At 44.4% G+C, this 23,888-nt stretch carries 26 protein-coding genes; 1 reads left to right on the top strand and 25 read right to left on the bottom strand.

The window, feature by feature from the left end; all coding sequences use genetic code 11:
* Nucleotides 1-29: 29 nt before the first annotated feature.
* The 19 genes from trmD to AABI08_RS00475 all read right to left on the bottom strand — a co-directional run bounded on the left by trmD (nucleotide 30) and on the right by AABI08_RS00475 (nucleotide 18,842).
* Complete coding sequence (trmD, locus tag AABI08_RS00565) at nucleotides 30-773, bottom strand: tRNA (guanosine(37)-N1)-methyltransferase TrmD (protein WP_338343332.1); 744 nt, start codon at nucleotides 771-773, stop codon at nucleotides 30-32.
* Nucleotides 763-1,290, bottom strand: a complete 528-nt coding sequence (gene rimM / locus AABI08_RS00560; RefSeq protein WP_338343236.1) for a ribosome maturation factor RimM — start codon at nucleotides 1,288-1,290, stop codon at nucleotides 763-765. The genes trmD and rimM overlap by 11 nt, the downstream gene beginning before the upstream one ends.
* A gap of 100 nt (nucleotides 1,291-1,390) precedes the next feature.
* Complete coding sequence (gene rpsP, locus AABI08_RS00555) at nucleotides 1,391-1,849, bottom strand: 30S ribosomal protein S16 (RefSeq protein WP_338343237.1); 459 nt, start codon at nucleotides 1,847-1,849, stop codon at nucleotides 1,391-1,393.
* A 107-nt stretch (nucleotides 1,850-1,956) separates the two neighbouring features.
* Nucleotides 1,957-4,755: an isoleucine--tRNA ligase gene (ileS, locus tag AABI08_RS00550; protein WP_338343238.1), complete on the bottom strand. Its 2,799-nt coding sequence runs from the start codon at nucleotides 4,753-4,755 to the stop codon at nucleotides 1,957-1,959.
* 270 nt (nucleotides 4,756-5,025) lie between these two features.
* Entirely contained in the window at nucleotides 5,026-5,808 is a 783-nt protein-coding gene (locus tag AABI08_RS00545; RefSeq protein ID WP_338343239.1) for a DivIVA domain-containing protein, read from the bottom strand.
* Nucleotides 5,809-5,835: 27 nt separating this feature from the next.
* On the bottom strand, nucleotides 5,836-6,630 hold the full coding sequence (locus AABI08_RS00540) for a YlmH family RNA-binding protein (protein ID WP_338343240.1): 795 nt from the start codon (nucleotides 6,628-6,630) through the stop codon (nucleotides 5,836-5,838).
* Complete coding sequence (locus AABI08_RS00535) at nucleotides 6,631-6,885, bottom strand: YggT family protein (protein WP_338343241.1); 255 nt, start codon at nucleotides 6,883-6,885, stop codon at nucleotides 6,631-6,633.
* Nucleotides 6,886-6,890: 5 nt separating this feature from the next.
* Nucleotides 6,891-7,328, bottom strand: a complete 438-nt coding sequence (locus AABI08_RS00530) for a cell division protein SepF (RefSeq protein WP_338343242.1) — start codon at nucleotides 7,326-7,328, stop codon at nucleotides 6,891-6,893.
* Nucleotides 7,329-7,341: 13 nt separating this feature from the next.
* Nucleotides 7,342-8,598, bottom strand: a complete 1,257-nt coding sequence (gene ftsZ, locus AABI08_RS00525) for a cell division protein FtsZ (protein ID WP_338343243.1) — start codon at nucleotides 8,596-8,598, stop codon at nucleotides 7,342-7,344.
* Nucleotides 8,599-8,622: 24 nt separating this feature from the next.
* Nucleotides 8,623-9,975: a cell division protein FtsA gene (gene ftsA, locus AABI08_RS00520; RefSeq protein ID WP_338343244.1), complete on the bottom strand. Its 1,353-nt coding sequence runs from the start codon at nucleotides 9,973-9,975 to the stop codon at nucleotides 8,623-8,625.
* A 112-nt stretch (nucleotides 9,976-10,087) separates the two neighbouring features.
* Nucleotides 10,088-10,792, bottom strand: a complete 705-nt coding sequence (locus tag AABI08_RS00515; protein ID WP_338343245.1) for a cell division protein FtsQ/DivIB — start codon at nucleotides 10,790-10,792, stop codon at nucleotides 10,088-10,090.
* Between the two features lie 11 nt (nucleotides 10,793-10,803).
* Nucleotides 10,804-11,904, bottom strand: a complete 1,101-nt coding sequence (murG, locus tag AABI08_RS00510) for an undecaprenyldiphospho-muramoylpentapeptide beta-N-acetylglucosaminyltransferase (protein WP_338343246.1) — start codon at nucleotides 11,902-11,904, stop codon at nucleotides 10,804-10,806.
* Nucleotides 11,905-11,915: 11 nt separating this feature from the next.
* Nucleotides 11,916-13,271: a UDP-N-acetylmuramoyl-L-alanine--D-glutamate ligase gene (murD, locus tag AABI08_RS00505; protein ID WP_338343247.1), complete on the bottom strand. Its 1,356-nt coding sequence runs from the start codon at nucleotides 13,269-13,271 to the stop codon at nucleotides 11,916-11,918.
* 76 nt (nucleotides 13,272-13,347) lie between these two features.
* Complete coding sequence (gene mraY, locus AABI08_RS00500) at nucleotides 13,348-14,307, bottom strand: phospho-N-acetylmuramoyl-pentapeptide-transferase (RefSeq protein ID WP_338343248.1); 960 nt, start codon at nucleotides 14,305-14,307, stop codon at nucleotides 13,348-13,350.
* Entirely contained in the window at nucleotides 14,307-16,451 is a 2,145-nt protein-coding gene (locus AABI08_RS00495; protein ID WP_338344061.1) for a penicillin-binding transpeptidase domain-containing protein, read from the bottom strand. The genes mraY and AABI08_RS00495 overlap by 1 nt, the downstream gene beginning before the upstream one ends.
* Before the next feature lie 4 nt (nucleotides 16,452-16,455).
* A complete protein-coding gene (locus AABI08_RS00490) occupies nucleotides 16,456-16,833 on the bottom strand; it encodes a cell division protein FtsL (protein WP_338343250.1) in 378 nt (125 codons plus the stop codon).
* 66 nt (nucleotides 16,834-16,899) lie between these two features.
* Complete coding sequence (gene rsmH, locus AABI08_RS00485) at nucleotides 16,900-17,853, bottom strand: 16S rRNA (cytosine(1402)-N(4))-methyltransferase RsmH (RefSeq protein ID WP_338343251.1); 954 nt, start codon at nucleotides 17,851-17,853, stop codon at nucleotides 16,900-16,902.
* A gap of 63 nt (nucleotides 17,854-17,916) precedes the next feature.
* Nucleotides 17,917-18,348, bottom strand: coding sequence for a division/cell wall cluster transcriptional repressor MraZ (gene mraZ, locus AABI08_RS00480; protein ID WP_338343252.1), 432 nt, complete (start codon nucleotides 18,346-18,348; stop codon nucleotides 17,917-17,919).
* Between the two features lie 152 nt (nucleotides 18,349-18,500).
* Complete coding sequence (locus AABI08_RS00475; protein WP_338343253.1) at nucleotides 18,501-18,842, bottom strand: hypothetical protein; 342 nt, start codon at nucleotides 18,840-18,842, stop codon at nucleotides 18,501-18,503.
* 94 nt (nucleotides 18,843-18,936) lie between these two features.
* On the opposite strand from AABI08_RS00475, the gene AABI08_RS00470 reads away from it, so the two are divergent.
* The gene (locus AABI08_RS00470; protein ID WP_338344058.1) at nucleotides 18,937-19,188 is read left to right on the top strand and encodes a DUF4044 domain-containing protein; all 252 of its coding nucleotides are present in this window, start codon (nucleotides 18,937-18,939) and stop codon (nucleotides 19,186-19,188) included.
* Between the two features lie 62 nt (nucleotides 19,189-19,250).
* On the opposite strand, the gene AABI08_RS00465 is transcribed toward AABI08_RS00470, so the two are convergent.
* The 6 genes from AABI08_RS00465 to rpe form a co-directional block, all read right to left on the bottom strand.
* Nucleotides 19,251-20,957, bottom strand: a complete 1,707-nt coding sequence (locus AABI08_RS00465) for a DAK2 domain-containing protein (protein WP_338343255.1) — start codon at nucleotides 20,955-20,957, stop codon at nucleotides 19,251-19,253.
* Between the two features lie 8 nt (nucleotides 20,958-20,965).
* Nucleotides 20,966-21,325 carry an Asp23/Gls24 family envelope stress response protein gene (locus tag AABI08_RS00460; protein WP_047974342.1) on the bottom strand — a complete coding sequence of 120 codons (360 nt, stop codon included), beginning with the start codon at nucleotides 21,323-21,325 and terminating at the stop codon, nucleotides 20,966-20,968.
* Nucleotides 21,326-21,532: 207 nt separating this feature from the next.
* Complete coding sequence (gene rpmB, locus AABI08_RS00455) at nucleotides 21,533-21,733, bottom strand: 50S ribosomal protein L28 (protein WP_047974341.1); 201 nt, start codon at nucleotides 21,731-21,733, stop codon at nucleotides 21,533-21,535.
* Nucleotides 21,734-22,138: 405 nt separating this feature from the next.
* Complete coding sequence (trxA, locus tag AABI08_RS00450) at nucleotides 22,139-22,456, bottom strand: thioredoxin (RefSeq protein WP_047974340.1); 318 nt, start codon at nucleotides 22,454-22,456, stop codon at nucleotides 22,139-22,141.
* Nucleotides 22,457-23,131: a thiamine diphosphokinase gene (locus AABI08_RS00445; protein WP_338343256.1), complete on the bottom strand. Its 675-nt coding sequence runs from the start codon at nucleotides 23,129-23,131 to the stop codon at nucleotides 22,457-22,459. It lies immediately after the preceding gene.
* A gap of 82 nt (nucleotides 23,132-23,213) precedes the next feature.
* Nucleotides 23,214-23,870: a ribulose-phosphate 3-epimerase gene (gene rpe / locus AABI08_RS00440; RefSeq protein ID WP_338343257.1), complete on the bottom strand. Its 657-nt coding sequence runs from the start codon at nucleotides 23,868-23,870 to the stop codon at nucleotides 23,214-23,216.
* Between the last annotated feature and the right edge of the window lie 18 nt (nucleotides 23,871-23,888).

Raw genomic sequence — 23,888 nt, 5'->3', positions numbered from 1 at the left:
TCCGATCTACCGATGTTTACTAGTACAAATTAATCGTCTGCTAATTCACTCTTAATATCATCCAATAGGTCGCGTTCTTCATTTGTAAATACCCGATCTTCTAATAAATCAGGTCGACGCAGGTACGTCTTTTTTAACGCTTCTTTTAACCGCCATTCAGCGATTTTACCGTGGTTTCCAGAAGTTAAGACTTCTGGTACGGTTAGGCCACGAAAGTCCGCTGGTCGCGTGTATTGTGGGTATTCCAGCAAGCCATCAGCAAAGGAATCACCTTCTGCCGATTCCGCATTGCCCAAAACATGAGGCAAAAAGCGAACCGTTGCATCAATCATGACCATCGAGGCCAGTTCCCCACCAGTTAAAACATAATCACCCAGTGAAAGTTCTTCGTCTACCAAGGTCTTGATTCGCTCATCATAACCTTCATAATGACCGGCAATAAAAGTTAAGTGATCATAGTTGGCCAATCGTTTTGCATCCGTGTGGTCAAACTTCTTACCAGCCGGATCCAACAAGATAACATGCCCCGCACTTTTTTCAGAGCTATTTTCCTTGACGGCCTCTAAGGCATCAAAAATTGGTTGGGGCGTGAGCAACATGCCAGCCCCACCACCGAAGGGATAGTCGTCAACATTATTATGTTTGTTTGTCGTGTAATCACGAAAATCAGTCACGGCAAAGTCGAGATCACCACGATCAATTGCTTTACCGATAATTGACTGACGCATTGGTGCAAACATGTCTGGAAAAAGGCTTAAAACATCAATTTTCATCGTCAAATAGCCCTTCCAAGACATCAATGGTAATCACCTTATCAGCCACATTGACCTCTTTTACGACATCATCGATAACCGGAATTAAGCCATCCTTGCCCTTGGGACGCTTCATAATCCAAACGTCGTTGGCACCAGTCGTCATAATTTCCTTGATTTCACCCAAGGTCTGCCCGTCTAAGTCAACAACGGTGCAGCCAATAATTTCGTTGTAGTAATATTCCCCATCATCAAGGTCATCCCGGTCTTCTTCATCAACGAAGACGTCCTGGCCCTTAAAAATTTCAACTTGGTTAATATTATCAACACCCTCAAAGGTGACCAACCACATGCCCTTATGAACGCGGGCCTTTGCAATCGTCTCCTTGACGTATTGTCCCTGGTCCAAGCGGTAGATGGCTTGTCCCTTTTGAAAGCGGTCGTCAGCAAAGTCCGTAATGGCTTTGATTTTTAACTCACCACGAATGCCATGTGTATTGACAATTGTTCCAATTTTAAAGTAATTTTTTGTTTCCATACTCTCTATTATAGCAAAGCTTTGCTTATCTTAGCTTGTTCAAAAAGAAAAAAACTACCAAATGAACTTTGGTAGTTTCCACTTTATAAACCAGTTTGTCTTAAACCAATTCCAACAAGTCAGCCTTCTTAGCTGATGCTGGGTAGTCGATACCTTGGGCGTCCAAGTATGCCTTGATTTCAGCAACCTTGTTCTTAGCCGTTGGCTTTTCAGAAGAAGCAGCTGCTTCTTCCTTAGCTGCTGGCTTAGCAGCAGCTGACTTCTTTGCCTTAGCAGGCTTTTCAGAAGCTGCAGCAGCCTTTTGTTCAGCATACTTAGCCATGATACCAGCCTTTGACAACAAGTTACGAGCTGTGTCAGATGGTTGTGCACCATTTGCCAACCAAGCCAAGATCTTAGCTTCGTCCAACTTTACTTCTGCTGGAACAGCGATTGGGTTATAAGTTCCCACTGTTTCGATAAAACGACCATCACGTGGTGAACGTGAGTCAGCGATAACAACGCGGTAGAATGGACGCTTCTTAGCGCCCATCCGCTTCAAGCGAATTTTAACTGCCATAATGTAATTCCTCCGTATTTCTTTACTTGTCTATTATGCCAAATATCAAAAACGATGTCAAGTGTTTTTACTTGACATCGTTTTTTTAAAATCAAAATAACTGATTTTTAAGCTTCAAAACCTTCTGCTAAAGCGGCTGGATAATACTTCCGAACCAAATCAGCTTCAGCCTTTGACAATTCTGGGAAGGCCTCATCGGCTCCCAAATCTTCGTGATAGCGACGGTCACGTGGTGACAAACCACCGCGAGCCTTTTCAACTAAGACAGGAACGTCATCAAAGCTTGGCACAGCAGCTGTTGCCTCTTCGCGGTCCTTCAAGTCTAGTTGTGAGACCATCAAAATCAAACGCAAGTCTAAGTTCAAATCAGGCAAAACGCTCTTCTGATCAGCCGTCAAGTACAAAGTCATCGCTGCTTCGGAATTCTTACCAACCAAACCGTCTGTTCGAGCAGCTTCGATTGCCTTATTAGCTGCCGAACGCAGTGCAAAGACCGTTTCCCACTTAACCATCATGTCAGCAGTTTCTGGCAAGTCCTCTACAGTTGGCATGTCTTGCAAATAAGCGTACTTCGTGTTGGTATGTGGGATATATGACCAGATTTCTTCAGCCGTATGTGGCAAGACTGGCAACATCAACTTCGTTAAGGCCGTCAAAATCTCGTAGAAGACAGATTGCATTGAACGACGCAAAGCAGAATCCGGTGCTTCGACATAAACAACATCCTTGGCAACATCCAAATAGAAGGCCGACAAGTCAACGTTAATAAAGTTAATCAAACGAGAGTAGATTTCATTGAGGCGGTAGTTGTCATAACTATCCTTCAAATCAGCGACCAAGTTGTTCAACAAGACCGTTGCATATTGGTCATGGGCAGCACGGTCTGCAAAGGCAACCTTGTCAGTATCGTAATCAAAGTCAGACGTGTTGGCCAACAAGAAACGCATGGTGTTACGAATCTTACGATAAGAATCAGCAACTTGCTTCAAAATTTCATCTGAAACCGGCATATCTTGGGACGTATCAACTGAGATGGTCCACAAACGCAAAATTTCAACACCAAACTTGTTACCAACATCCAATGGTGAAATCGTGTTTCCCAATGACTTGGACATCTTGTTACCCTTACCATCCAAAGTAAAGCCTTGTGATAGCAAGTTCTTGTAAGGTGCCTGGCCCGTTACGGCCACAGAAGTAATCAATGAAGAGTTAAACCAACCACGGTACTGGTCAGATCCTTCCAAATACAAATCAGCAGGGTAATCCAATTGAGGGCGTTGACGCATTACCCCATTCCAAGAGGAACCAGAATCGAACCAGACATCCATGATGTCTTCTTCCTTCTTGAATTGACCATTTGGTGAATGTTCGTTCGTATAACCTTCTGGCAATAGGTCCTTGGCTTCACGTTCAAACCAAACGTTTGAACCATGCTTTTCAACCAATTGGGCAACGTGCTCAATAATGTCAGCATCCAAAATGGCTGTTCCATCTTCTGCATAGAAGATTGGCAATGGCACGCCCCAAACACGTTGACGAGAGATAACCCAGTCACCACGACCAGCAATCATGTTGTGCAAGCGCTTTTGCCCCCATGCTGGGAAGAAATTAACCCCATCAATTTGGTCCAAAATATCCTGACGGAAGTTATCAATTGACGCAAACCATTGTGGCACAGCCCGCCAAATAATTGGCTTCTTTGTTCGCCAGTCAAATGGGTATGAGTGGGTAATCTTTTCCTTCGCCAAGAACAACCCGGCATCCGTCAACTTGGTAATCACTGTTCCAGTAACGTCATCATAGAATCGGCCTTCAAAATCAGGACCCGCATTCTTGGTCATGTTTCCCTTTTCGTCAACGGTCACAACAACCTCTAGGCCATATTGCTTTGAAACGTTGTAATCGTCTTCACCAAAGCCAGGAGCCGTGTGAACCAAACCAGTTCCAGAGTCCAAAGTAACGTGGTCCGCATTCATGACCACTTCTTCGGCATCAGCATCCCATGGGTGGTAAGCCGTAATCTTATCCAAGTCTTGACCCTTATATGAGTCCAATACTTCGTAATCTTCCCAACCAAACTTTGGCGCAACCGTTTCCAACAATTCCTTGGCCACGACATACTTCTTGTCTTGACCAGCTGGCTTTACCAAAACATAGTCAAAATCAGGACCTAAGGTAATTCCACGTGAAGCGGTAACTGTAAATGGTGTCGTTGTCCAAACAACCAAGTAAGTATCACCATCCAAGATACCCTTGCCATCCTTAACACGGTTGGCATAGAACAATGAAGTTGACTTGATGTCGTGGTATTCAATTTCGGCTTCCGCCAAAGCTGATTCAGATGACCATGACCAATACACTGGCTTAGCACCTTGGAAAATGTAACCCTTCTTGGCCATCGTACCAAAGACGCGCAATTGAGCGGCCTCGAATTCAGGCTGCAAAGTAATGTATGGGTTTTCCCAATCGGCCATAATCCCCAAGCGCTTAAAGTCATTGCGTTGCTTATCAACTTGCTCCAGCGCAAAATCTTTAGCCAAGTTACGCCATTCGCTCTTTGGCATTGACTTCCGGTCATGACCAGCCTTCGTTAACTGTTGCTCGATTGGCAAACCGTGTGTATCCCATCCAGGAACATAGGGTGCATAGTAACCATTCATGTTCTTGTAGCGAACAATAATATCCTTGGTAATCTTGTTTAAAGCGTGACCCAAGTGAATGTTTCCATTGGCATAGGGAGGGCCATCATGCAAGTTAAAGTGTGGCTTCTGTTCGTTTTGTGCCAGCCGTTGTTCATAAAGGTTGTCATCGTACCAGCCTTGTTGCCGTTCTGGCTCCGTTGTTGGCAAAGAGCCTCGCATCGGAAATGCTGTTTTTCCTAAATTCAATGTGTCTTTATACTTCATAAGAGACTCCTTTCAATAAACGAAAAAACGTCCTGTGCCCCAAAATTGGGACAACAGGACGTCTTTTACGTGGTACCACCTATCTTCCGCTGATCAATAGTCAACGCTCTAACTGGCGATAACGGGCCAAGCCGTCAAACTTACTCCTAGTTCAGTTTGATCAAGGGTAAGGGATGTAAAAGAATTGAGGGAGTGACCATCTTTCACCGGACATGGCTCGCTAACACTATCAACTTTTTTAAACTGACTTACACCGTTAATAACTAATTTTTACTTGGGTTGACCGTTTTCAGGGAAAACGACCACCGTTGGATCTGCAACTTCTGCTTCCACTTCAACCGTTTCGCTTTCAACAGGCTTTTCTTCCCCCTCACCAGGTTCGATTGGTCCCTTAGCAAAACTTGGCACTTCTTTAATGTCAGTTGGCAATGGCTTTTCAGCAGTACCTTCTTGATTGTCATCGTTGACTACAGTTGGCACTGTTGCTTCTGAAGCAGGCTTCAACCAATGGTTCGTTTCACCTAAAACCTTTTCGGATAATTCAGAGGCAGGCAATTTGTTGACTGCCTGTGACAGCTGCCCCTGTTCAAGCAACGCCTTTTGTTGGTCAATTAATGACAGGAATGATTGGCGGAAACTATCAACTCGCTGACGCAAGCGATTTTGCTCGTCAATTAAGTCAACATTTTCTTGTGCCAAACGGGCAGATTCAGCTTCGGCCTTTTGGCGGGCCTCATCAACAATTTGCTTGGCTTCATCTTGGGCATGGGTCAACTGTGACTTTACTTCAGATTCCGTCTCAGAGCGCAAACGTGAAGCAGCACTTTGGGCAAACATGATTGATTCATTCACTTGATCACGTTCGCCTTCAAGCTCATCAATGCGATTTTGTTGCTGACGAGTTTGCTGTTGTAACTTCTCAAAATCAGTCAATAAAGTACGGTAATCATTATTAACTTCATCCAAGAAAGAATCAACTTCGCGTGCCACATATGCCTTTGAGCCCTTGCGGGTGAATTCATGATTTAAAATCTCATCTGGTGTTAATGCCATCTTATCTCTCTGCCTCCCGAATTCATCTCATCGATGAATAATATTAAAAACTGCTTTGATTTTATCCTTTTTACTCTGCCCTGACAAGCTTTCTAAGCAAATTCTTCCATATTTTCTCACTGAAATCACATCTTTTAAAGAAATTTGCCGGTCTACTCGATCAATAACGGCCCAATTGACTTGCACAGAACCATTAGCGACTAAATCCTGCGCCTTCGCGCGTGGCAGATTAAATGCTGCAGCTACCACAACATCAAGACGCAATGAATTGACTAATAAGAACTGTTCTTCACCGTCTTCTTCCTTTTGGAAGGCGTGATTAAAGCTGATTTCTCGCCAGTTCGTCTTCACCTTACCAATTCGATCAATTTCTTGTCGAATAAAGTCGACCAGCAACTGATCAACCGCTAATTGAACTTGGCCCTGACTTGCTTTGACGACGATATCACCAAAGCCTGATCGCTCAAGTCCTGTATGCACTAGTGCACCTAAAATATCTTTATGGCGCAGGCTAACAAATTTAACCGGAAAGACTAATTCTAATAAGACTAGTTGAAAATCACTTTCCTCAATCTCATAAAAATCAGGTGCAATCACAACCCGCTTCGATTCAGCTTGGTCAAAGATACCATCCTCGACCATTTTTAAGCCTGAACGCTGGTTGACAAGCGTATGAACAATATAACGCTGGCGTGGATTTAAAAACTTCGTTAGAACCAGCCGATAGTCCATTTCCGCTTGATCAACCCAATCCAAAGCTTGTTTCACAAAATCGCTCTCACTCTCGTGAAAATGCTGAGCGATCGCCTTTTGATCATTCATTTAAAAGAACCATGCCAAGGCATATTGTGCGAAATCCAAGACAATGAAGGCGATCAATGGTCGTAAGTCTAAAATGCCAATTGGTTTGATGAAAGAAAAGCAGGACAAATAAGGGGTGATAATCTTGCCCAATTCGCGGCCAAACCAAGTGTTATAAGCACCGGGGAACCATGACATCAAGACATAGACAATCAGTGCGTAAGAATAAATCTTAAGCAGCCACGCAATAATCGTGACTAATAGTAGTCCAAACATAAATTTTAATACCGACCTTGATTATCAAGGTTTTCACTCATAGAGCCGGCTACTTCATAAGTTGATGGTGTCAGCAAGAAAATTTTCTCACCAACTCGTTCCATCGAACCAGAAACAGCGTAAACAGCTCCGCCAATATAGTCTAAGATTCGCATGGCTTGTTCCTCTTCCAATTGGGAAAAGTTTACAATCACGGCATCACCTTCAATCACTTGACTAGCAATTGCTCGTGAGTCTGCATAAACCTTAGGTTCGAAAAGTGCAATACGCCCCTGTGCTACCCCGGCCTGACTCTGATTTTTAAAAGCGGTCATTTGCTTATTGTTGGTAGCAGGCTTTTGCTTTTGAACAGGTTGCTGTGGTTCTTGCACCTCTTCATAGCGCTCTTCTTCGTAGTAATCATCATCACCTGAAAACAGGCGCTTAATCCCATCAAATGCCATCAATCAATCCCCCTTATCGCTTCTTGAAGAATGGTGGCTTATCATCATCCTCGTTTGACAAGTCTAAATCAATTCCTTGGTTGACCGGTTCAACGGGATCAAAAGCTTTCTTCTGAACCCCTTCGAACTGACCAGCTTGGTTACTTGGCCGCTTGCTAGTCGTGATATCCCAATTTTCAAAAGGATCATCCTTACCAGCAACGTTTTGATTGAGTGGTTGGTCCTGGCCAGTTCGAGCGAAAAGACCATTTTGCGCTGACTCTGCGGCTGGCTGTTCTTGCTTTGCTGAACGCTTCACAGGTTGAACACCGCCAGCTTGCAAACCAGTAGCAATTACTGTAATTCGAATTGAATCACCCAAATCTTCGTCAACAGAAGTTCCAAAGATAACGTTCACATCGCGACCAGCCTCTTGGTTAATCACATCAGCAGCAGTCTGTGCTTCGTACAATGACAAATCAGGACCACCGGTAATGTTCAACAAGACATCCTCAGCCCCTGACATATCAACTTCAAGCAATGGTGAGGAAATGGCTGCCTTTGTTGCATCGCTTGCGCGAGACTCACCATTGGCAACCCCAACACCCATCAAAGCTGGTCCGGCATTTTGCATAACAGTCTTCACATCGGCAAAATCCAAGTTAATGAAACCAGGGTTGGTAATCAATTCTGAAATACCACGAACACCTTGAGCAACAACGTCATCAACAATCTTAAAGGCTTCCGACAATGGCGTCTTCAAATCGATTCGGTCCTTCAGTTTTTCGTTGGTAATCACGATCAAAGAATCAACAGATTCGGACAAGGCTTGCAAACCTTCAACCGCATACTTTGACCGCTTTGGTCCTTCCCATGAGAAAGGACGAGTAACAACGGCAACCGTTAGGGCCCCCATTTCTTTAGCAGCCTTAGCGACGATTGGGGCAGCCCCGTTTCCGGTTCCACCGCCCATTCCGGCTGTCACAACAACCATGTCGGCGCCTTCTAAAGCTGATTTAATTTCTTCTTCTGATTCTTCGGCAGCCTTAGCACCACGCTCAGGGTTTGAGCCGGCACCAAGTCCACCTGTTAATTTAGGTCCAATTTGAACCTTTTGACGGGCCTTTGACTTTTCTAAGGCTTGGACATCAGTATTGGCAACAATAAAGTCAACCCCTTGGATGCCTTCGTCAATCATATGGTTAACCGCATTAGACCCACCACCACCAACACCAATGACCTTGATGATAGCGCCGGCTTGATCCTGCGTTTCGTCGATTGTAAAATCCATGAAAGTTACTCCTTTGGGAATGTTTTATTCGTTGTCGTCTGGTTCTGCAAACAAGGAGGCGAGCGTCGACTTTACTCGTGAAAATACTCCTGATTTCTTTTCGGCTGGGTCAAGGTAGACCCCTTCCTCACCTTGTGCTTCAATCACATCGGTTTCGCCAGTATCAACTAAGTGATAATGGCTAGCCTGGTCCTTTGCTACTTCTTCAAGCTGCTGGCCCATTAAGACCGCTTTGATTTCCAAAGCTAAGTTACTTTGAAACGCTTGATGAGAAGCATAGGCCAAGGCCCGGGCAAAACTAGGGTGGCGTAAGCCAATCTGTGTTGGCTGTGCCACCTGGACATTTGAACCAAAATGTTCTTGCGCTTTGGCTAGTACCCCGGGCGTTGCCGCGTTACCACCGGTGATGAGAAAACCACCGGGAAGTTCTTCGGCACCAATCGCCTGCAATTGCTGGTCCAAACGATCAAAAATTTGGTCGTAGCGCGCTGCCATAATTTCAGACAAATACTGCTCGTCAACCGGTTTTTTCTCCGTCAAGCCAACGGCATTCACATAAAATTGCTGCTTAGCCGATGCTTGGTAAGGGTCAGCCGACCCATACTTTTTCTTAATGGATTCAGCTTCATCCACGCTAATACCAAGAACCGTCGAGATATCCTTAGTAACCTGGATACCACCCTCGTAGTCCACGGTCATGTACTTTACCTTGTGGTCATGGACGACGGAAGCGGTTGACTGACCACCAGCTAAGTCAATTAGAATTGCACCAAAGTCTTGCTCGGCATCATTTAGAAAAGCTGGTGCCAAGGCGATTGGTGCCAAAACCAGCGACTGCATTTGTAGACCGGCCTTTTTAACGGCAGTCTTCATTGTGTCAACAATCTTACTTGGTGCCAAATAAGCTAAGCCTTGCACTTCCAGTCGAACCCCAATCATATCGGTTGGGTCTTTAATCCCATCAAAGCCATCGACGATAAATTCGTTGGGCAAAAACTCAACAACTGTTTGGTCTTGAACTGAAAGTGAATCGAGAGCCTGATGGGTCACATTGACGACATCTTGGTTCGTAATTTGTTTATTTTGATTTTCAATCGAGACAAGTCCGGTCACCGTTTGGATGTCCACATGGTTGGCTGGCAAACCAACAACTACCTCGTTAATTTCAATATTTGCCTTTGCAGCAGCCTGTGAAACTGCCTGTGAAATGGCCTCAGCCGTTTGGTTGATGTCAACAATCACGCCACGGCGTAAACCAGCACCCGGAGCACTGCCCGTGGCAATGACGTTGAAGCGACCATTTTCGCTTTGGGCAACAACCACTTTGACCATGGTTGTCCCGATATCTAATCCAACTATCACGCCATCTTGGGTCATGCAAATTTCCCCTCTTTTTAATAAAATTTAGAAACTAAACCTAAAAATAATCTTATCATATTCTACCTTAGTCTGGTAGGGCTTAGAGCCAATTTATGAGTAAGTTTTTTCGTTATGAACCGTTATACGGATATGAGTATGACCCATACTGTAAATCAACGACTCCAGTTGAAGACATTTGTGCCGCAATCCCTGCATAATACTGCATTTTGTCGGCCAACGTCTTTTGACTCGCATAAACCGTATTGCCGTCATTCATCGACAAAATCAACTTATCGCTATTATTGGCATCTGGCGCAAATTTAATCTCACCGATGTCTTGTCGAATTGGTTGGTCCAAAGAAGAGACTGCTTTGGCCACCTTTTTAATCCTCGTCACAGAAGAAAAATTGGTATAGACAGGGCCCTGTCCATCAACTTGATTAATTTTACTCTGATTGCCAGCCGAATCGAGTTGGTACCACTGATCCCCCTTTTTTAAAAAGCCGGCATTAATCTTTTCACCAGCCTCAATAGAGACAGTACTTTTTGTCAATGAAATTTTCACCTGCGAAATTTTATCGTTACTTCTTTTTAGTTTTTGTTCTAAAAACGTTTCCTGAAAGAAAACTTGGTAACGGTAATCACCAGGCTTAATCCCGACTTCTTTTTCAATTGTTTCAGTTGGGATATTGCCAGCATCAACATTAACCGTTGTAATTTTCACCCAAGGTTGCCAAATCACTAAAATGACTGCGATGACTGCCAAAAAAGCCAGGGTCACGAAGGCACTGGTCCACTTTGGGTGCATTTGCATTGTCATTTTAATTCTTTGCAAGGCAATTACTCCTAGTCCTTGGTTACTGATTTAATCAAACGATAGAACCGGTCACCAGCATCAGTGATTCCAACGGCTGCCGATTGTGCCTTCATAGCTTCGGCCTGTTGGTCATCCAATAGCAAGGCATCAGCAGCCTTAACCAATGATTCACCATTAAAATCAGGTTCCTTAATTGACAAGGCGGCGCCCGCATCAACTAAGGCACTCGCATTCTTTGTTTGATGGTCACCCGTCACAAATGGCGATGGTACTAAGATGGCTGGTAGACCAAGAGCCGTTAATTCGGCAATTGATGTCGCCCCTGCTCGAGAGACCAAGACATCCGCTTTCTTCATCACAGCTGGCATATTATCAATATAAGGTAATACCTTAATATGATCACCAAGTGTTAGGCCGCGCTCTTGTAACAAGCGGTTAAAGTTATCAATTCGTTTTGGTCCAGCCACCAAAACAACCTGGTAAAGGCGATCGTTGAATGTTGAAATGGCATCAAGAGTTGCCAGATTAATGGCTGGTGCACCCTGTGACCCACCAAAAATTAACAACGTCTTTTTGTCATCCTCTAACCCATAGCTCGTCCATGAAAAATCAGAATGGAGGTTCGCCACTTCCTGTGCTCTAGGGTTACCAATCAGTTCCGTCTTGTCGGCCGGGAACTGGTCCTTGGCTGCTTCAAAGCCTAAGCCAATTTTTGTCGCCTTTTTAGCCAAAAACTTGTTGGTTACACCAGCGACTGAATTCTGCTCATGAATAACTGTTGGAATACCCATCTGCTGTGCGGCATACAAAACAGCACCGGAAACATAACCACCAGTACCGACAACAACATCGGGCTGAAAATTCTTTAAAATTTTCTTGGCAGCGGCAGTTGCCTTCAAAAATAGATAAACCGTCTTAAAGTTGGTTAATGAAAGCGAACGCGAAAAGCCTTGGACATCCAATTGCATAAAGGGCAGATTGGTCTTTGGTACGATTTGCTTTTCAACCCCGCGGAAAGAACCAATGTACAAAAATTCTGCCTCTGGTTCTTTTTCCTCAATGATTTTGGCCAAAGCTAAGGCCGGATAAATATGGCCACCCGTTCCACCACCTGATAACACTACTTTCATCTTTGCTCTCCTTACCCAATCTGCAAACTATTTTTTAAGGCTTGTTCGTAGGCATCCCCACGAATTTCAAAATTAGGATACTGATCCCATGAAGCGGCTGCCGGTGAAAAGAGAACGACCTCTCCAGGCTTAGCCATCTGAACAGCCAATGGCGCCGCTTCTTCAACTGATTTCACAACCGTTACCGGCAAATTCAAAGAATCGGCCAAAGCCTTCACCTTATCGTGGGTTTCACCAAAGGCAATGACCTGACGAACATACTTTAAGTCTGGGGCCAAGCGGGACAAGTCATCACCACGGTCCAATCCACCAGCCAACCAAACGACTGGTTGGTTAAAGGCCGACAGAGCCGCTTGTGTTGCTTCAATGTCAGTTGCCTTTGAATCGTTATAATATAGAACGTCTTGATTTTTAAACAAAAATTCCAACCGGTGCTTAACACCGGAAAAAGTTTTCAAGACATCAATAATGCCGGCTGGGTCAGCACCTGCAACCGTTGCTGCCGCCGTTGCCGCCAAAACATTTTCCAGGTTTGGCTGGCCAACGAGCTTAACGTCTTTGAAAGGCATTAGTTTCTGTCCTGCAAAAACCAGGTCATCACCACTTTGATGAGCATAAGCCGTTTGGTCTTGGTCATCAAAGAGCAGAACCTGAGCAGCTGTCTTACTTTCAATTAATGGCGTATCTGGTCCCTGCCCATTTAAAATCAGTACCTGATCAGGCCGTTGATCCTCAGTGACGTGAATCTTAGCTGCTAAGTAAGCCGTCCTCGTATGGTGAAAGTCCATATGGTTTGCAAAGACATTGGTAATCACGGCAATATCAGGCTGAATCGTTGGAATTCCAACTAGTTGGAAAGAAGATAATTCTAAGACAAGCGTATCATCCTTGGTCAACGAACCAACAACCTGACAAACTGGCGTGCCAATATTGCCAGCAACAACGACTTTTCCTTGTTTTGGATCCGCTTGCAACATCTTCCCCAAAAGCGTCGTAGTTGTCGTCTTCCCATTTGAACCGGTCACAACAATCAAGCGTCCAGTAAAGGTCGACAGAGCAACAGCAACTTCCGTCAAAATTGGAATCTTCAGCCGTTCGGCCTTTTCCAGCAATGGTTGTTCGTAATGGATACCTGGATTTTTAACGACGAAATCAGTTCCATCAGCCAAAGATTCTGCTTGGTCATTTTCTGCAAAGACAACACCTGCAGCTTTCAAGGCTTTGACATCGGCATCTTCTTCAATTTTGTCCCGATTGGCAACCGTAACCTGTGCGCCAAGCTCAACCAGACGCTCGGCAGCGGCCTTTCCTGATTTGGCCCAGCCCAACACTAATACCTTTTTATTTTTAAAATCTAACTCTGCCATACCCTACTCCTTTTTCTGACACACAGTGCTGATTTTTTATGTACAGTGGTTGACGTTGCCAACCACTTTTAAGTTTCTAGTAAAAAATGAAAACTGCCAAAATGGCTAGAACCAATCCAACTGACCAAAAGGCGATGTCAATCTGCCACTCTGACCAACCAAACTTTTCAAAAGAATGGTGAATCGGCGCCATTGGGAAGACTCGCTTATGGAAGAAGTGATAAGAAAATGTCTGAATAATCACGGACAATGTCTCAATCACAAAGACCAAACCAATAATTAACAAAGAAATAACAGCATGCAGCAAAATGGATTCAACTGCCAACCCGGCTCCCAAAGCAAGAGAACCCGTGTCACCCATGAAAATTTTGGCCTTTGGTAAATTGAAAATCAAAAAGCCGGCTAAGGCACCAATCAATACTAAGTTAAAGGAAACCATCGCCCAGTTAGCGGCCCAATAAGCCATAACGGCATAGGCACCGTAAGCAATTACAGCTAATCCGCCCAAAAGACCGTCAAGGCCATCGGTCAAGTTGGTAGCATTCGACCAACCAACTAACCAGAACCAGATAAAAATAACATAGAAATAACCCAAATAAACAACGCCAACAACTGGTAAATTAATGACGGCTGGCACCTTTAAGGCCCAAAGTAAGAACATCACGACAACGGCCGATAATGTTTGTGCCGCTAATTTTGGCTTAAAAGCAAAACCATCATCGGCATGCTTCAATAGCTTCAAGACATCATCAACAGCGCCAATCAAGGCAAAAGACCCAATCGCCACCGAAAGGGTCAAAACCGTTGTGAAAGCGGTTGAATTTTCATAAGTCCTTGGCAAACAAAAAGCAACAATAATCGCCACCAAGACGAAGACGGCGCCCCCCAATGAAGGCGTACCGGCCTTCTGCTGGTGGTCTGGACCCAAGACCCGAATCACGGCCTGTTCCTTACTTTGCTTCAATTTTTTGATCACTATTGGCATCAAAAGTGCTGTGATAGCCATTCCCAAAAGGAATTCTAGTACAACTGACATTACGTTCTCTCCTTAAAGTTGACGCTAATTTTAGTTTGGTCGGTTACTGCTGTGCCGGCCGTCACACTTTGCTTTTCGCCATAGCCAGACCCAGTCAGAGACATTTTAACCTTTGCTAGGTAGCCCCAAGACAAAACATCGTTTTTCGTCCAAGAGCTAAAATCAGGAAGGGTGACTGCACCGTTTGCCGTCAAGAAAACCCGCTGGCCCTTAATGGCATCCTGATTTCCCTTGATTGATTGCGCTGAAACGGTGCCACTTGAACCCAAGGTTGTCACGGACAGACCCGCATTTTGCAATGTCTGCTCCGCTTGGCTAATCGACAGGCCCTTCACGTCTGGTACCGTTACCTGGTTGGTCTTTGACTTGACACTATCGTCACCATCATTTAGGGCCTGAAGCATCACAGGTCGAAAGACGTTATTCAAGGTAATTTGAATGTTGGCGTCTGGGAAAACCTGTGGTTGGCGAACTGCTATATACATAATATACTTTGGATTTTGCTCGGGCACAATTGCCATCACCGAATGAATATCATTTGTTAACCCATCCAGGTACTTTCCATTCTCGGAAATTTGTGCGGTTCCAGTCTTAGCAGCAACCTGATAACCCACATCTGATAAGCTATATTGCTTAGCCGTCCCATCGTCGGCATTGACAACGCCTGCCATCAAAGACAATACTTGCTTAGCAGTGTTTGCTGAAATCGGATTAGCGACCTGCGTGGTCTTTCCCCTGTAAACGACTTTACCCGTTTCTGGGTTTGTTACTCGGTCAACCAAGTAAGGCTTCACTTCCTTCCCTCCATTGGCAATGGCTGTATAAGCCTGAAGCAACTGAGCAGGAGTGACCCGAATGGCTTGACCGTAGGCCGTATTGGCTTGATCAATTGGCTGTGCAAAAGACATTGATCCGGATTCTTCGTTTGGCAGATCCATCCCGGTCTTCTTTAGGAAGCGGAACTTATTGATATAAGATTCCCAAGTACTTGCACCAAGAGCCTGTTCAAGATGAGCAAAACCAACGTTTGATGACCGTTCATAGGCCTGACGGTAAGTTAAGACTCCTTCACCATTTCCAAAAGCATCCACAACCTTCTGGCCATTAATATCATAGGTTCCAGATTGGTAAGTTGCATTTGGATGCCACTTACCCTCCTGGATAGCAGCAGCCAAAGTAATGGTTTTCATCGTTGATCCTGGTTCAAAAGAGCCCTGATTAACTAAGTTTTCCCAGGCAGAAGAAAGACCGTCTTGCGTATTTGGATCAAAGTTAGGCCGTTGCGTAGCAGCCACAATTTTACCAGTTTTCGCCTCCATCAAAACGGCGACCGCTGATTTAGCCTTCGTACCTGCAAAAAGAACGTCCATCCGGTTTTCAAGGGTTGCTTGCAACTTTTCGTTCAACGTCAAGGTTACGTTATTGCCGTTTTCGACCTGATTTTTCTTAGAAGTCTCAGTCTGATTTCCTAAAGAAGTCTGGATTCCATCCTTGCCACGCAAAGTACTATTTTTAAAGGCTTCGATACCCAAAACCCCACCAAGGGTTCGTTGCCCAGCAGCATTCTGAGTTGAATTCGTTAAGCCAATAATATGCGAGGCCATTCGGTTATTGGGATAATAGCGAGATGGCTGCGAATTAAACTTAATCCCGGTTAAATTTAAGGCCTTAATCTTATTGTAAGTATCGACACTTAAATTTTTCGCCTTAGGACCAAATTCGACCTGCAGCTTGTTAGAAGTTAGCTGAGCGTATAAGTCATCATAGCTGATACCAAGAATCCCACTGAGTTTCTGCGCGGTATCCTTCTTATCAACCACGTAGTCAGGCTTGCCTGTCTTCGTTACTTGTTTTTTATCCAAAACGGCGTACATATCATAGACCGTTGAATTATCCGCAAGGACTTGGCCATCTGAATCCAAAATTTGCCCGCGAGTAGCTGGCACTGTTTCCTTTTGCATAAAGGTTAGTCGAGTAGCGGCGGTTAGGTTATGGTTGTTGACCACCTTAAAGCCGGCAATCTGAAAAAGACGACCACCCATGATTAAAATAACAAAGAAAGCCCCCACAAAGAGGAGGGCACCGAAACGCTTACCGTTTCGTGTTATTTTTTTCCCGAGTTGTCGTCTTTTCTTTTGCTTCATCTGCTTACTGGTTTACATTCCGAACGTTGTTAGTACTCTGTTCCATATTAGCTGATTGGGCAACCTTTTCCAAGTTGTCACGGTTCGTTTTTGATTGAATGTCACCACGGTAAGAGTCATTTTCCTCTTTCACGTTGGTCACTTTCTGAGAGATTTGAGTATTTTGGGCATCAACTCGTTGCATGGTCACAGTTGTTGCCACTGTACCCATCATCAATAATAATACAATGCTAGCCATAAAAATAACCAAACCGCGTTCACGCTTGGTCCAGACAGCTGCCTGGTAGCGTTTTTTGGTCCGAACTTTTTTAGCAGACGGTGTGGCAGGCTGCTCAGGTAAAGCAGTCGCCAAATCTTGGTAGCGATAAGCGTTTTGTGCCATTTTTGAACTCCTTTACTATTATCTTCCCCAAACAAAAATCAGCATCACATTGAACGTTTTTCAGTGTTAAGAATCTTCCCGCTTTAATCGGACAATGCCTCTTAATTGGGCTGAAGCCGAGCGATGATTTTCTGCTTGTTCTTCTTCGCTTGGCTTAATCGCCTTGCGGGTTAATAATTCATAATCTGCCTGCATTTGTTCGGGCAAAAGTGGCAAACCACGTGGTAAATCAGGTGTGGCTGCCTTCTCACGAAACATCTGCTTAATCAGGCGGTCTTCTTGCGACTGGAACGAAATTGCTGAAATCCGTCCCTGGACAGCCAGAAGATCTAAGGCCTGCGTCAGTGAGTCTTCTAGTGCCCCTAATTCATCATTAACGGCCACTCTCAGAGCCTGGAAGGTCCGTTTCGCCGGATGGCCTCCATGACGCCTAGCCGGTGCTGGAATCGCTTCTTTAATAATTTCAACCAAGTCAAAAGTGGTTTCAATTGGCTTGACTTCCCGTGCCTGTTCAATCTTGCGGGCAATGGCCTTACCAAAGCGGTCTTCCCCGTAACGAGTCAAAACTCGGACCAAATCAGAAAACGGCCAGTCATTAACAATGACCTTTGCCGTTAGGTCCTGGCGCCGGTCCATGCGCATATCCAACGGCGCATCATGGTTATAAGAAAATCCTCGGTCACCTTGATCAAACTGCACGGATGAAACGCCCAAATCATACAAAACACCATCAACCTGGTCGACACCAAGGTCATTTAGACTTTGCTTCAATGTGCGAAAGTTCTGGAAGACCAAAACTAATTTACCGTCAGCAATTTCTTGCTCGTACTGCTTTTGATTATGTAAGATGGCGGTCTGATCTTGGTCAAAGGAATAAAGGGTCCCAGTGGTCAATTCCTTGAGAATTTCGCCAGAATGACCCCCGCCCCCCAAAGTCGCATCGACGTAAATACCGTCTGGCTTCACTGCCAGCAATGCAACCGCCTCTTTTTGGAGGACCGTTACGTGTTCAAATGCCATTTTATTGTCCTCCTGTTTAACACTTTTCTCGTCCATCAGTCTATTCGCGTTGAATAGACGACTTTAAAAATCAAAATCAACTAATCCTTCAGCAATTTCATCGAAGTTCTCAGCAGTATCCTCGGTATAGGCCTGCCAATTTTCCTTCGACCAAATTTCAAAGGAATCGCCGGCGCCCGTCACGACCACTTCTTTGTCAATCTGAGCATAATCTTGCAAATTCCCATCAACAATGATGCGTCCCTGCTTATCAAACTCTGCTTCCTTAGCACCGGCTAAAACAAAACGCTTAAAGGCCCGGGCTTCTTTTTTCCCAAGCGGTAAGTCATTTAATTGTTCCTCTAAGTTTTGCCAAACCGACATCGGCATGGCCCGTAAGGCATGTTCCATCCAACGGACAATCACAAAGGATTCGCCCAATTGATTACGAAACTTCACCGGGATGGTGAGCCGGCCCTTGGGGTCTAAATTATGTGAAGATTCCCCCATGAACATCGGCACACCCTCCTTTCTTAAAGATAACTTAACAATAATTTACCACATTCCCCCACATTCCTCCACTCTTCTCGTAATTTTTTTAAAACTCTAGTAATAAAAAAAGCTTAAACCCTGAAAAATCAGGATTTAAGCTCGGTGGGGAATTTACCCTATCTTTTTAAAATAACAGCTGCAACACACAAGGTAATCATCAAAAGAATACCAATCAATCCAGTCGCCTGCCAATACCGATGACAAAAAAAGGCCAGCCGTTGACGATGCCACAAAGCAATCAAACTCCAAATTGCCCCAAACAACAGCCAAACAACCAAAACAGCTAACAAATCAGATCGATAAAAGGCTGCCCCCCAGGTCAAATGAGCAAGAATAAAGGTCGGAATGACCGCAATATCCAAAACACCGATTTTTGGAAAAGGACGATAAAAAAAACGCCACAGAATAATTAAAAAGAAAATGGCTAACCAAATTGCAGGCCAATAAAACCACATCATAAACATTCACCTCTTCGTCAACTTTACCAAGGTCAGTTGAGAATTTCAATTTCACCCTCGCATATGTTATGATAAATTTAAATTACTCAGGAGAATGTTGCTAGCAATCATGGCCAGAAAAAAAGCTAAGAAAAAAGTAAGTCAAACACCCGTTCAGAAAAATACAAACGTTGATACCGAACTTCAAGAAGAAGTTATCCGTCAATTAGATAAGCGACCAATTCCAAAGGTTGAAAAGAAAAAGAAGAGCAGGTTCCAAATTTGGACTTGGATTATGTCAATCTTCATGGTTGTTGTGATGGCTGGTTCCGTCATCTACGCTGCCATTGCCGCCATTGGCCACTAAAAATTAATTCAAAAAACGCCGACCAATTTCTATAGTCGGCGTTTTTATTATGTTGATTTGTTTTATTCAACAGACAGCAAAAATGGGTAAAGGTCCTGACCACCGTCATGAACTTCGCATTCCAAGTCCTCATCAAGCTCGGCAACTGCTTCCGTCAAAGCTTTGATGTCTTTCTTCTTGGCATCTTTACCAGTAATGATCGTGACAATTTCACTATCATCATCTAACATCTTGGCTAAAGTATCCTTGGCTGTTTCCAATAACTTTTGGCCAACCACAACGATTTCGCCATCAACCATTCCAAGCCAATCACCCTTTTTGATGGTTTGGCCATTTAAAGTCGTATCACGAACCGAATGAGTAATCTGACCAGAAACAACCGTCGCCAACTGTTCAGTCATGGCTTCTTGGTTATCCGTTACCGAAGCAGCCGGGTCGTAGCCCAACATCGCCGTCAGACCTTGTTGGATTGTCCGCGACTTTACCACTTCAACCGGCACGTCAACCAAATCTTTTGCCTGGTCAGCCGCCAAGAAAATATTCGAGTTGTTTGGCAAAATAATTGCTGCTTTTGCCTGTGACTTTTCAATCGCTTCAACAAAATCAGCCGTTGAGGGGTTCATTGTTTGACCACCAGTAATCACCTGGTAAACACCCAAAGAATCGAATAGTTGGGCAACACCATCACCGGCTGCTACGGCAAAGACGGCTACATCAGGTGCTGGTTTTTGTTCCTGGGCAGCCTGCTGGTTCTTTTGATCTTCTTTTTTCTGTTCGTCAATGACGGCCTGCTGTTGGTCACGCATGTTATCAACCTTAACCTTGACCAATGAACCAAATTCACCACCCCAGTGGATAATCGCTCCGGGGTCTTCCGTGTGAACGTGAACCTTCACGACATCTTTATCATTGATAACCAGAAGTGAATCACCCTTGTCAGCAATGTAATCATAAAAGGTTTGGTAGTCAAACGGCTTTTCAACCGTTGTTCCCTTACCAATTTCGACCATAACTTCCGTACAGTAACCATACTTAATGTCTTCTGGCCGTAATGATTCATTTGCTTGGGCACCCGCATGCAACTTTGAAACCATCTGGTCAAGTTCTGCGTTATCAGGTGTTTGTAGGTTTTCTTCTGAAACCGTACCCGAAATCACTTCAGCAAAGGCTGCCAAAACCAAAACAAGGCCCTGACCACCAGAATCGACCACACCAACTTCTTTCAAAACAGGCAACAGGTCTGGGGTCTTATCCAATGCCACCTGGGCAGCATGAGCAACCCGGTCCATCATCGTTGGCAAATCAGCACCAGCATTGGCCGCTTCGTCAGCAGCCGCAGCGGATTCGCGAATCACCGTTAAGATGGTTCCTTCTGTTGGCTTCATCACTGATTTATAAGCGACTTGGGCAGCCATCATCAAAGCATCGGCTAAATCTCTCGCTGAGAGGTTATCCTTATCAGCCAAAGAGTCAGCCATGCCACGGAAGATTTGTGACAAAATCACACCAGAATTACCACGAGCCCCCATCAAGAGGCCCTTTGCCGTCGCCTTTGCTAAGGCGCCAACTGTTTCTTCCTGGGCATCACGCTCGTATTGTGCACCGGAAGCCATTGACATGGCCATATTGGTCCCAGTATCCCCATCGGGAACCGGAAAAACGTTTAACTTGTTAATATTCTCCGCATTGGCGGTCAACTTGGCCGCGGCAGCATTGACCATCTTGCCGTAATCGGCAGCAGTGATAGTCATTATTTTTTCTGCAGTCATCTTCTTTTTTAATCCTTGGTTTCAATTCCTTGGACAATTACGTTAACTTCGGGTACATGAATTCCCAAATAACTATCCAAATAATACTTGACCTTGCGCTGAACCGATGTGGAAATCTCTGCTAACTTCATGCCATAACGCACAACGATATAAACATCCACAATGACACCCGCGTCCGTTTGTGAAACGACAACACCTCGGCCATAATTTTCCCGGTTCAAAATCTGGTTAACACCATCACGCAAAGCAGCCCGTGAAGCCATTCCAACCACACCAGGGTTGGCAATTGTGGCCCCACCAACAACCGACGCGATTACGTCGTTTTCAATTTTGATCTCGCCATTTTGAGTCTGAATCTTAATTGCCATCACGTTGTTGTGGAGCAAAAAGCTCCACGTTCCTTTCTGTTTACGATAATCCTATTTTACCATGTTCTAAGAAAAGGTTCTAATTTGCCAACCGGTGGCTTCGTGCCTTTTGTCATACTCTCTATTGATGGTAAAAATCAGTTGCCAAATGACTCAAATCAGTCATTACCAACTGATAATAAAAAAACCACCGTCAAGTGGTGGTTTTTAAACACGTTCGATTGAGCCGTTCTTCAATCCGGCCTTCAAAGTACGTGCCGTTAAGTAAACTTTCTTAGGTGCGGAACCGTTAATCTTAACAGTAACCTTTTGCAAGTTTGGCTTCCAGCTACGACGACTTGAATTCAAGGCGTGTGAACGTTGATTACCAAAACGGGTGCGTGCACCAGTAATTGCATCTTTTGCCATGTCTGACCCTCCTATCCGAGCCGAGGTATTGTTCATGCTCTTCTTATCAACAATACAATATTTTACCAGAATAAAAGACCTTTAGCAAGAGCAGAAACAGATTTAACTATCAGTACAACCTTAATTTCAAAACTAATTCGCTCTACACGAGTCCTTTACCCACTATTTATCCAGAAAACGACTTATACTAAAGCTTTTCCTAGTCCAGTATAACCAATTCAAGCAGTAAAGGCAAAGCCAATTGTAAACTTTGCCAGCCGACGCCCAACCGGCATCCAGCGAAAATCGCCATTCAGCAAAACTGATTTTCTACTATCTTACTTAAAGACTAATTCTCAGAAAATATAAAAGAGATGCCGACACAATCATTGCCGGCATCTCCATCAAAACAAATTCTTTTTTTAATTATGCGTACTTTTGCAAAATTTGAGCTAATTGCTCTTTATTGTGGAAACCAGTAATCCGTTCAACAGCCTGACCATCCTTTGTGACGACCAAAGTTGGGATTGCACGGATGCCAAAGTTAGCGGCCGTTTCCTTGTTTTCATCGACATCAACCTTGTAAAAGTTGATGTTCTTTGTAGCATCTTCATCAGACAAGGCGTCTAAAACGGGTGATTGCATCTTGCAAGGACCACACCAAGTTGCCCAAAAATCTGTAATGGCAACGCCAGTGGCGGTTTCTTTTTCGAAATTTGCGTCAGTAATTGCTGTTACAGCCATTTACTTACCTCCATCTTTACTCTGAGTAACAATCATGATTCCGCTGTCAAAAGACAAGTGGACCAATTCATTAATAAATTCATTTGATGACCACATTATAGCCCTACTTTTAGGCTGTGTCAAGGTATACTTAGCATCAATGATTTTCAAATTATCAACTATACCCAATGGCATAAAACCAAGATATTTCATCCCCTCAATGTGCTTAACCACCTTTTGACCAGGCAACAAATAGGAAATAACATTTTGCTTATCAACCAGTGCAACTCGTTCGGCCAAATCCGGCAAGTCAATTTCTTGAGCCAATTCATCAAAGCCATCCATTGCCGGAAAGGTTAAATTAGCCAAAAGATGATCGAGACGGCCACCGGTGGCCCCGTAAACTCTGATTTCATCTGCACCAAGGCTAGCGGCAGCCTTAATGGCTAGCTGCGTATCCGTAAAGTCCTTTTCGGGTGGAAAACGATAGACATGGTTGGCTTCCAAATGACTAATAACTTCCTCAAACTCACTCTTTGTCAAAGAATCAAAGTCACCCACCACCGTTTGAAAATCCATCCCAGCCTGCATTAAGTACCAGGCCCCACGATCAGCACCCAACCATTGGCCTTCTTGCTCAAAAATATCGTCAGGCCAAAATTCAGTCGGACCTCCGGCTAAGATATTAATCCGCATCCGTGCATCCTTTCTTTTCGAAAAAGGCCAAGCAAAAATTTGCTTAGCCCGTTCTTAATGATTATTTAATAGAGTTGCTGATTTACTTTGTTAAATCTAACAACTTGGCCACCTTAGCAGCTGGATCCTTCTTGTCGTAAACATATGAACCAGCAACAAAGACGTTAGCACCGGCCGCGGCCGTCAAAGCAATGGTCTTATCGTTAATACCACCGTCAACTTCGATGTCATAGTCCAAGCCGTTGTCTTGCTTATAAGCAGTCAATTCCTTAATCTTTTCAACCATTTCTGGCAAGAAGGCTTGGCCACCGAAGCCAGGGTTAACCGTCATGACCAAGACCTGATCCACCATTCCTAATACAGGAACAATTGCTGAAACTGGCGTTCCAGGATTAATAACAACTTCTGCCTTCACACCGGCAGCCTTAATCATTTGCAAAACGCGGTGAATATGTGGCGTTGCTTCTACGTGAACACCGATTAAATCAGCACCAGCTTCAGCCAATTCTTCAACATGGTTTTCTGGGTGGACAGCCATCAAATGAACATCCAAGAACAAATCAGTTTGTGGCCGTAATTGCTTTACCCAAGCTGGACCGTAAGCCATCGATGGAACAAATGAACCGTCCATCAAGTCGACGTGCAAATACTTCGCACCAGCCTTTTCCACCAAAGCGACGTCTTCGCCTAACTTGGTGACATCTGCACTCAAAATTGATGGAGCAATAATCCCTGCCATGTTTTCCTCTTTTCCTTA

The sequence above is a fragment of the Fructobacillus evanidus genome (genome assembly GCF_963580165.1).
GTDB lineage: Bacteria > Bacillota > Bacilli > Lactobacillales > Lactobacillaceae > Fructobacillus > Fructobacillus evanidus.
Note: the sequence above shows the minus strand (reverse complement) of the source record. Positions and strands in the feature narration are given on the sequence as shown.

Coding starts and splice junctions, on each gene's coding strand:
- mraY (WP_338343248.1), bottom strand. CDS start 14,307: ATGTCAGTTGTACTAGAATTCCTTTTGGGAATGGCTATCACAGCACTT.
- rimM (WP_338343236.1), bottom strand. CDS start 1,290: ATGGAAACAAAAAATTACTTTAAAATTGGAACAATTGTCAATACACAT.
- ileS (WP_338343238.1), bottom strand. CDS start 4,755: ATGAAGTATAAAGACACATTGAATTTAGGAAAAACAGCATTTCCGATG.
- AABI08_RS00540 (WP_338343240.1), bottom strand. CDS start 6,630: ATGAATGATCAAAAGGCGATCGCTCAGCATTTTCACGAGAGTGAGAGC.
- AABI08_RS00530 (WP_338343242.1), bottom strand. CDS start 7,328: ATGGCATTTGATGGGATTAAGCGCCTGTTTTCAGGTGATGATGATTAC.
- AABI08_RS00495 (WP_338344061.1), bottom strand. CDS start 16,451: ATGAAGCAAAAGAAAAGACGACAACTCGGGAAAAAAATAACACGAAAC.
- trxA (WP_047974340.1), bottom strand. CDS start 22,456: ATGGCTGTAACAGCAATTACTGACGCAAATTTCGAAAAAGAAACCGCC.
- murD (WP_338343247.1), bottom strand. CDS start 13,271: ATGGCAGAGTTAGATTTTAAAAATAAAAAGGTATTAGTGTTGGGCTGG.
- ftsZ (WP_338343243.1), bottom strand. CDS start 8,598: ATGGATTTTACAATCGACGAAACGCAGGATCAAGCCGGCGCTATCATC.
- AABI08_RS00475 (WP_338343253.1), bottom strand. CDS start 18,842: ATGATGTGGTTTTATTGGCCTGCAATTTGGTTAGCCATTTTCTTTTTA.
- rsmH (WP_338343251.1), bottom strand. CDS start 17,853: ATGGCATTTGAACACGTAACGGTCCTCCAAAAAGAGGCGGTTGCATTG.
- AABI08_RS00445 (WP_338343256.1), bottom strand. CDS start 23,131: ATGCGGATTAATATCTTAGCCGGAGGTCCGACTGAATTTTGGCCTGAC.
- AABI08_RS00535 (WP_338343241.1), bottom strand. CDS start 6,885: ATGTTTGGACTACTATTAGTCACGATTATTGCGTGGCTGCTTAAGATT.
- rpmB (WP_047974341.1), bottom strand. CDS start 21,733: ATGGCAAAAGATGCAATTACTGGTGCACGCACCCGTTTTGGTAATCAA.
- AABI08_RS00545 (WP_338343239.1), bottom strand. CDS start 5,808: ATGGCATTAACACCAGATGAGATTTTAAATCATGAATTCACCCGCAAG.
- mraZ (WP_338343252.1), bottom strand. CDS start 18,348: ATGTTCATGGGGGAATCTTCACATAATTTAGACCCCAAGGGCCGGCTC.
- AABI08_RS00460 (WP_047974342.1), bottom strand. CDS start 21,325: ATGGCAATTAAGATTCAGACTCAAAATGGCGAGATCAAAATTGAAAAC.
- AABI08_RS00490 (WP_338343250.1), bottom strand. CDS start 16,833: ATGGCACAAAACGCTTATCGCTACCAAGATTTGGCGACTGCTTTACCT.
- AABI08_RS00465 (WP_338343255.1), bottom strand. CDS start 20,957: ATGACTGCAGAAAAAATAATGACTATCACTGCTGCCGATTACGGCAAG.
- murG (WP_338343246.1), bottom strand. CDS start 11,904: ATGAAAGTAGTGTTATCAGGTGGTGGAACGGGTGGCCATATTTATCCG.
- ftsA (WP_338343244.1), bottom strand. CDS start 9,975: ATGACCCAAGATGGCGTGATAGTTGGATTAGATATCGGGACAACCATG.
- AABI08_RS00470 (WP_338344058.1), top strand. CDS start 18,937: ATGTTGCTAGCAATCATGGCCAGAAAAAAAGCTAAGAAAAAAGTAAGT.
- rpsP (WP_338343237.1), bottom strand. CDS start 1,849: ATGGCAGTTAAAATTCGCTTGAAGCGGATGGGCGCTAAGAAGCGTCCA.
- trmD (WP_338343332.1), bottom strand. CDS start 773: ATGAAAATTGATGTTTTAAGCCTTTTTCCAGACATGTTTGCACCAATG.
- rpe (WP_338343257.1), bottom strand. CDS start 23,870: ATGGCAGGGATTATTGCTCCATCAATTTTGAGTGCAGATGTCACCAAG.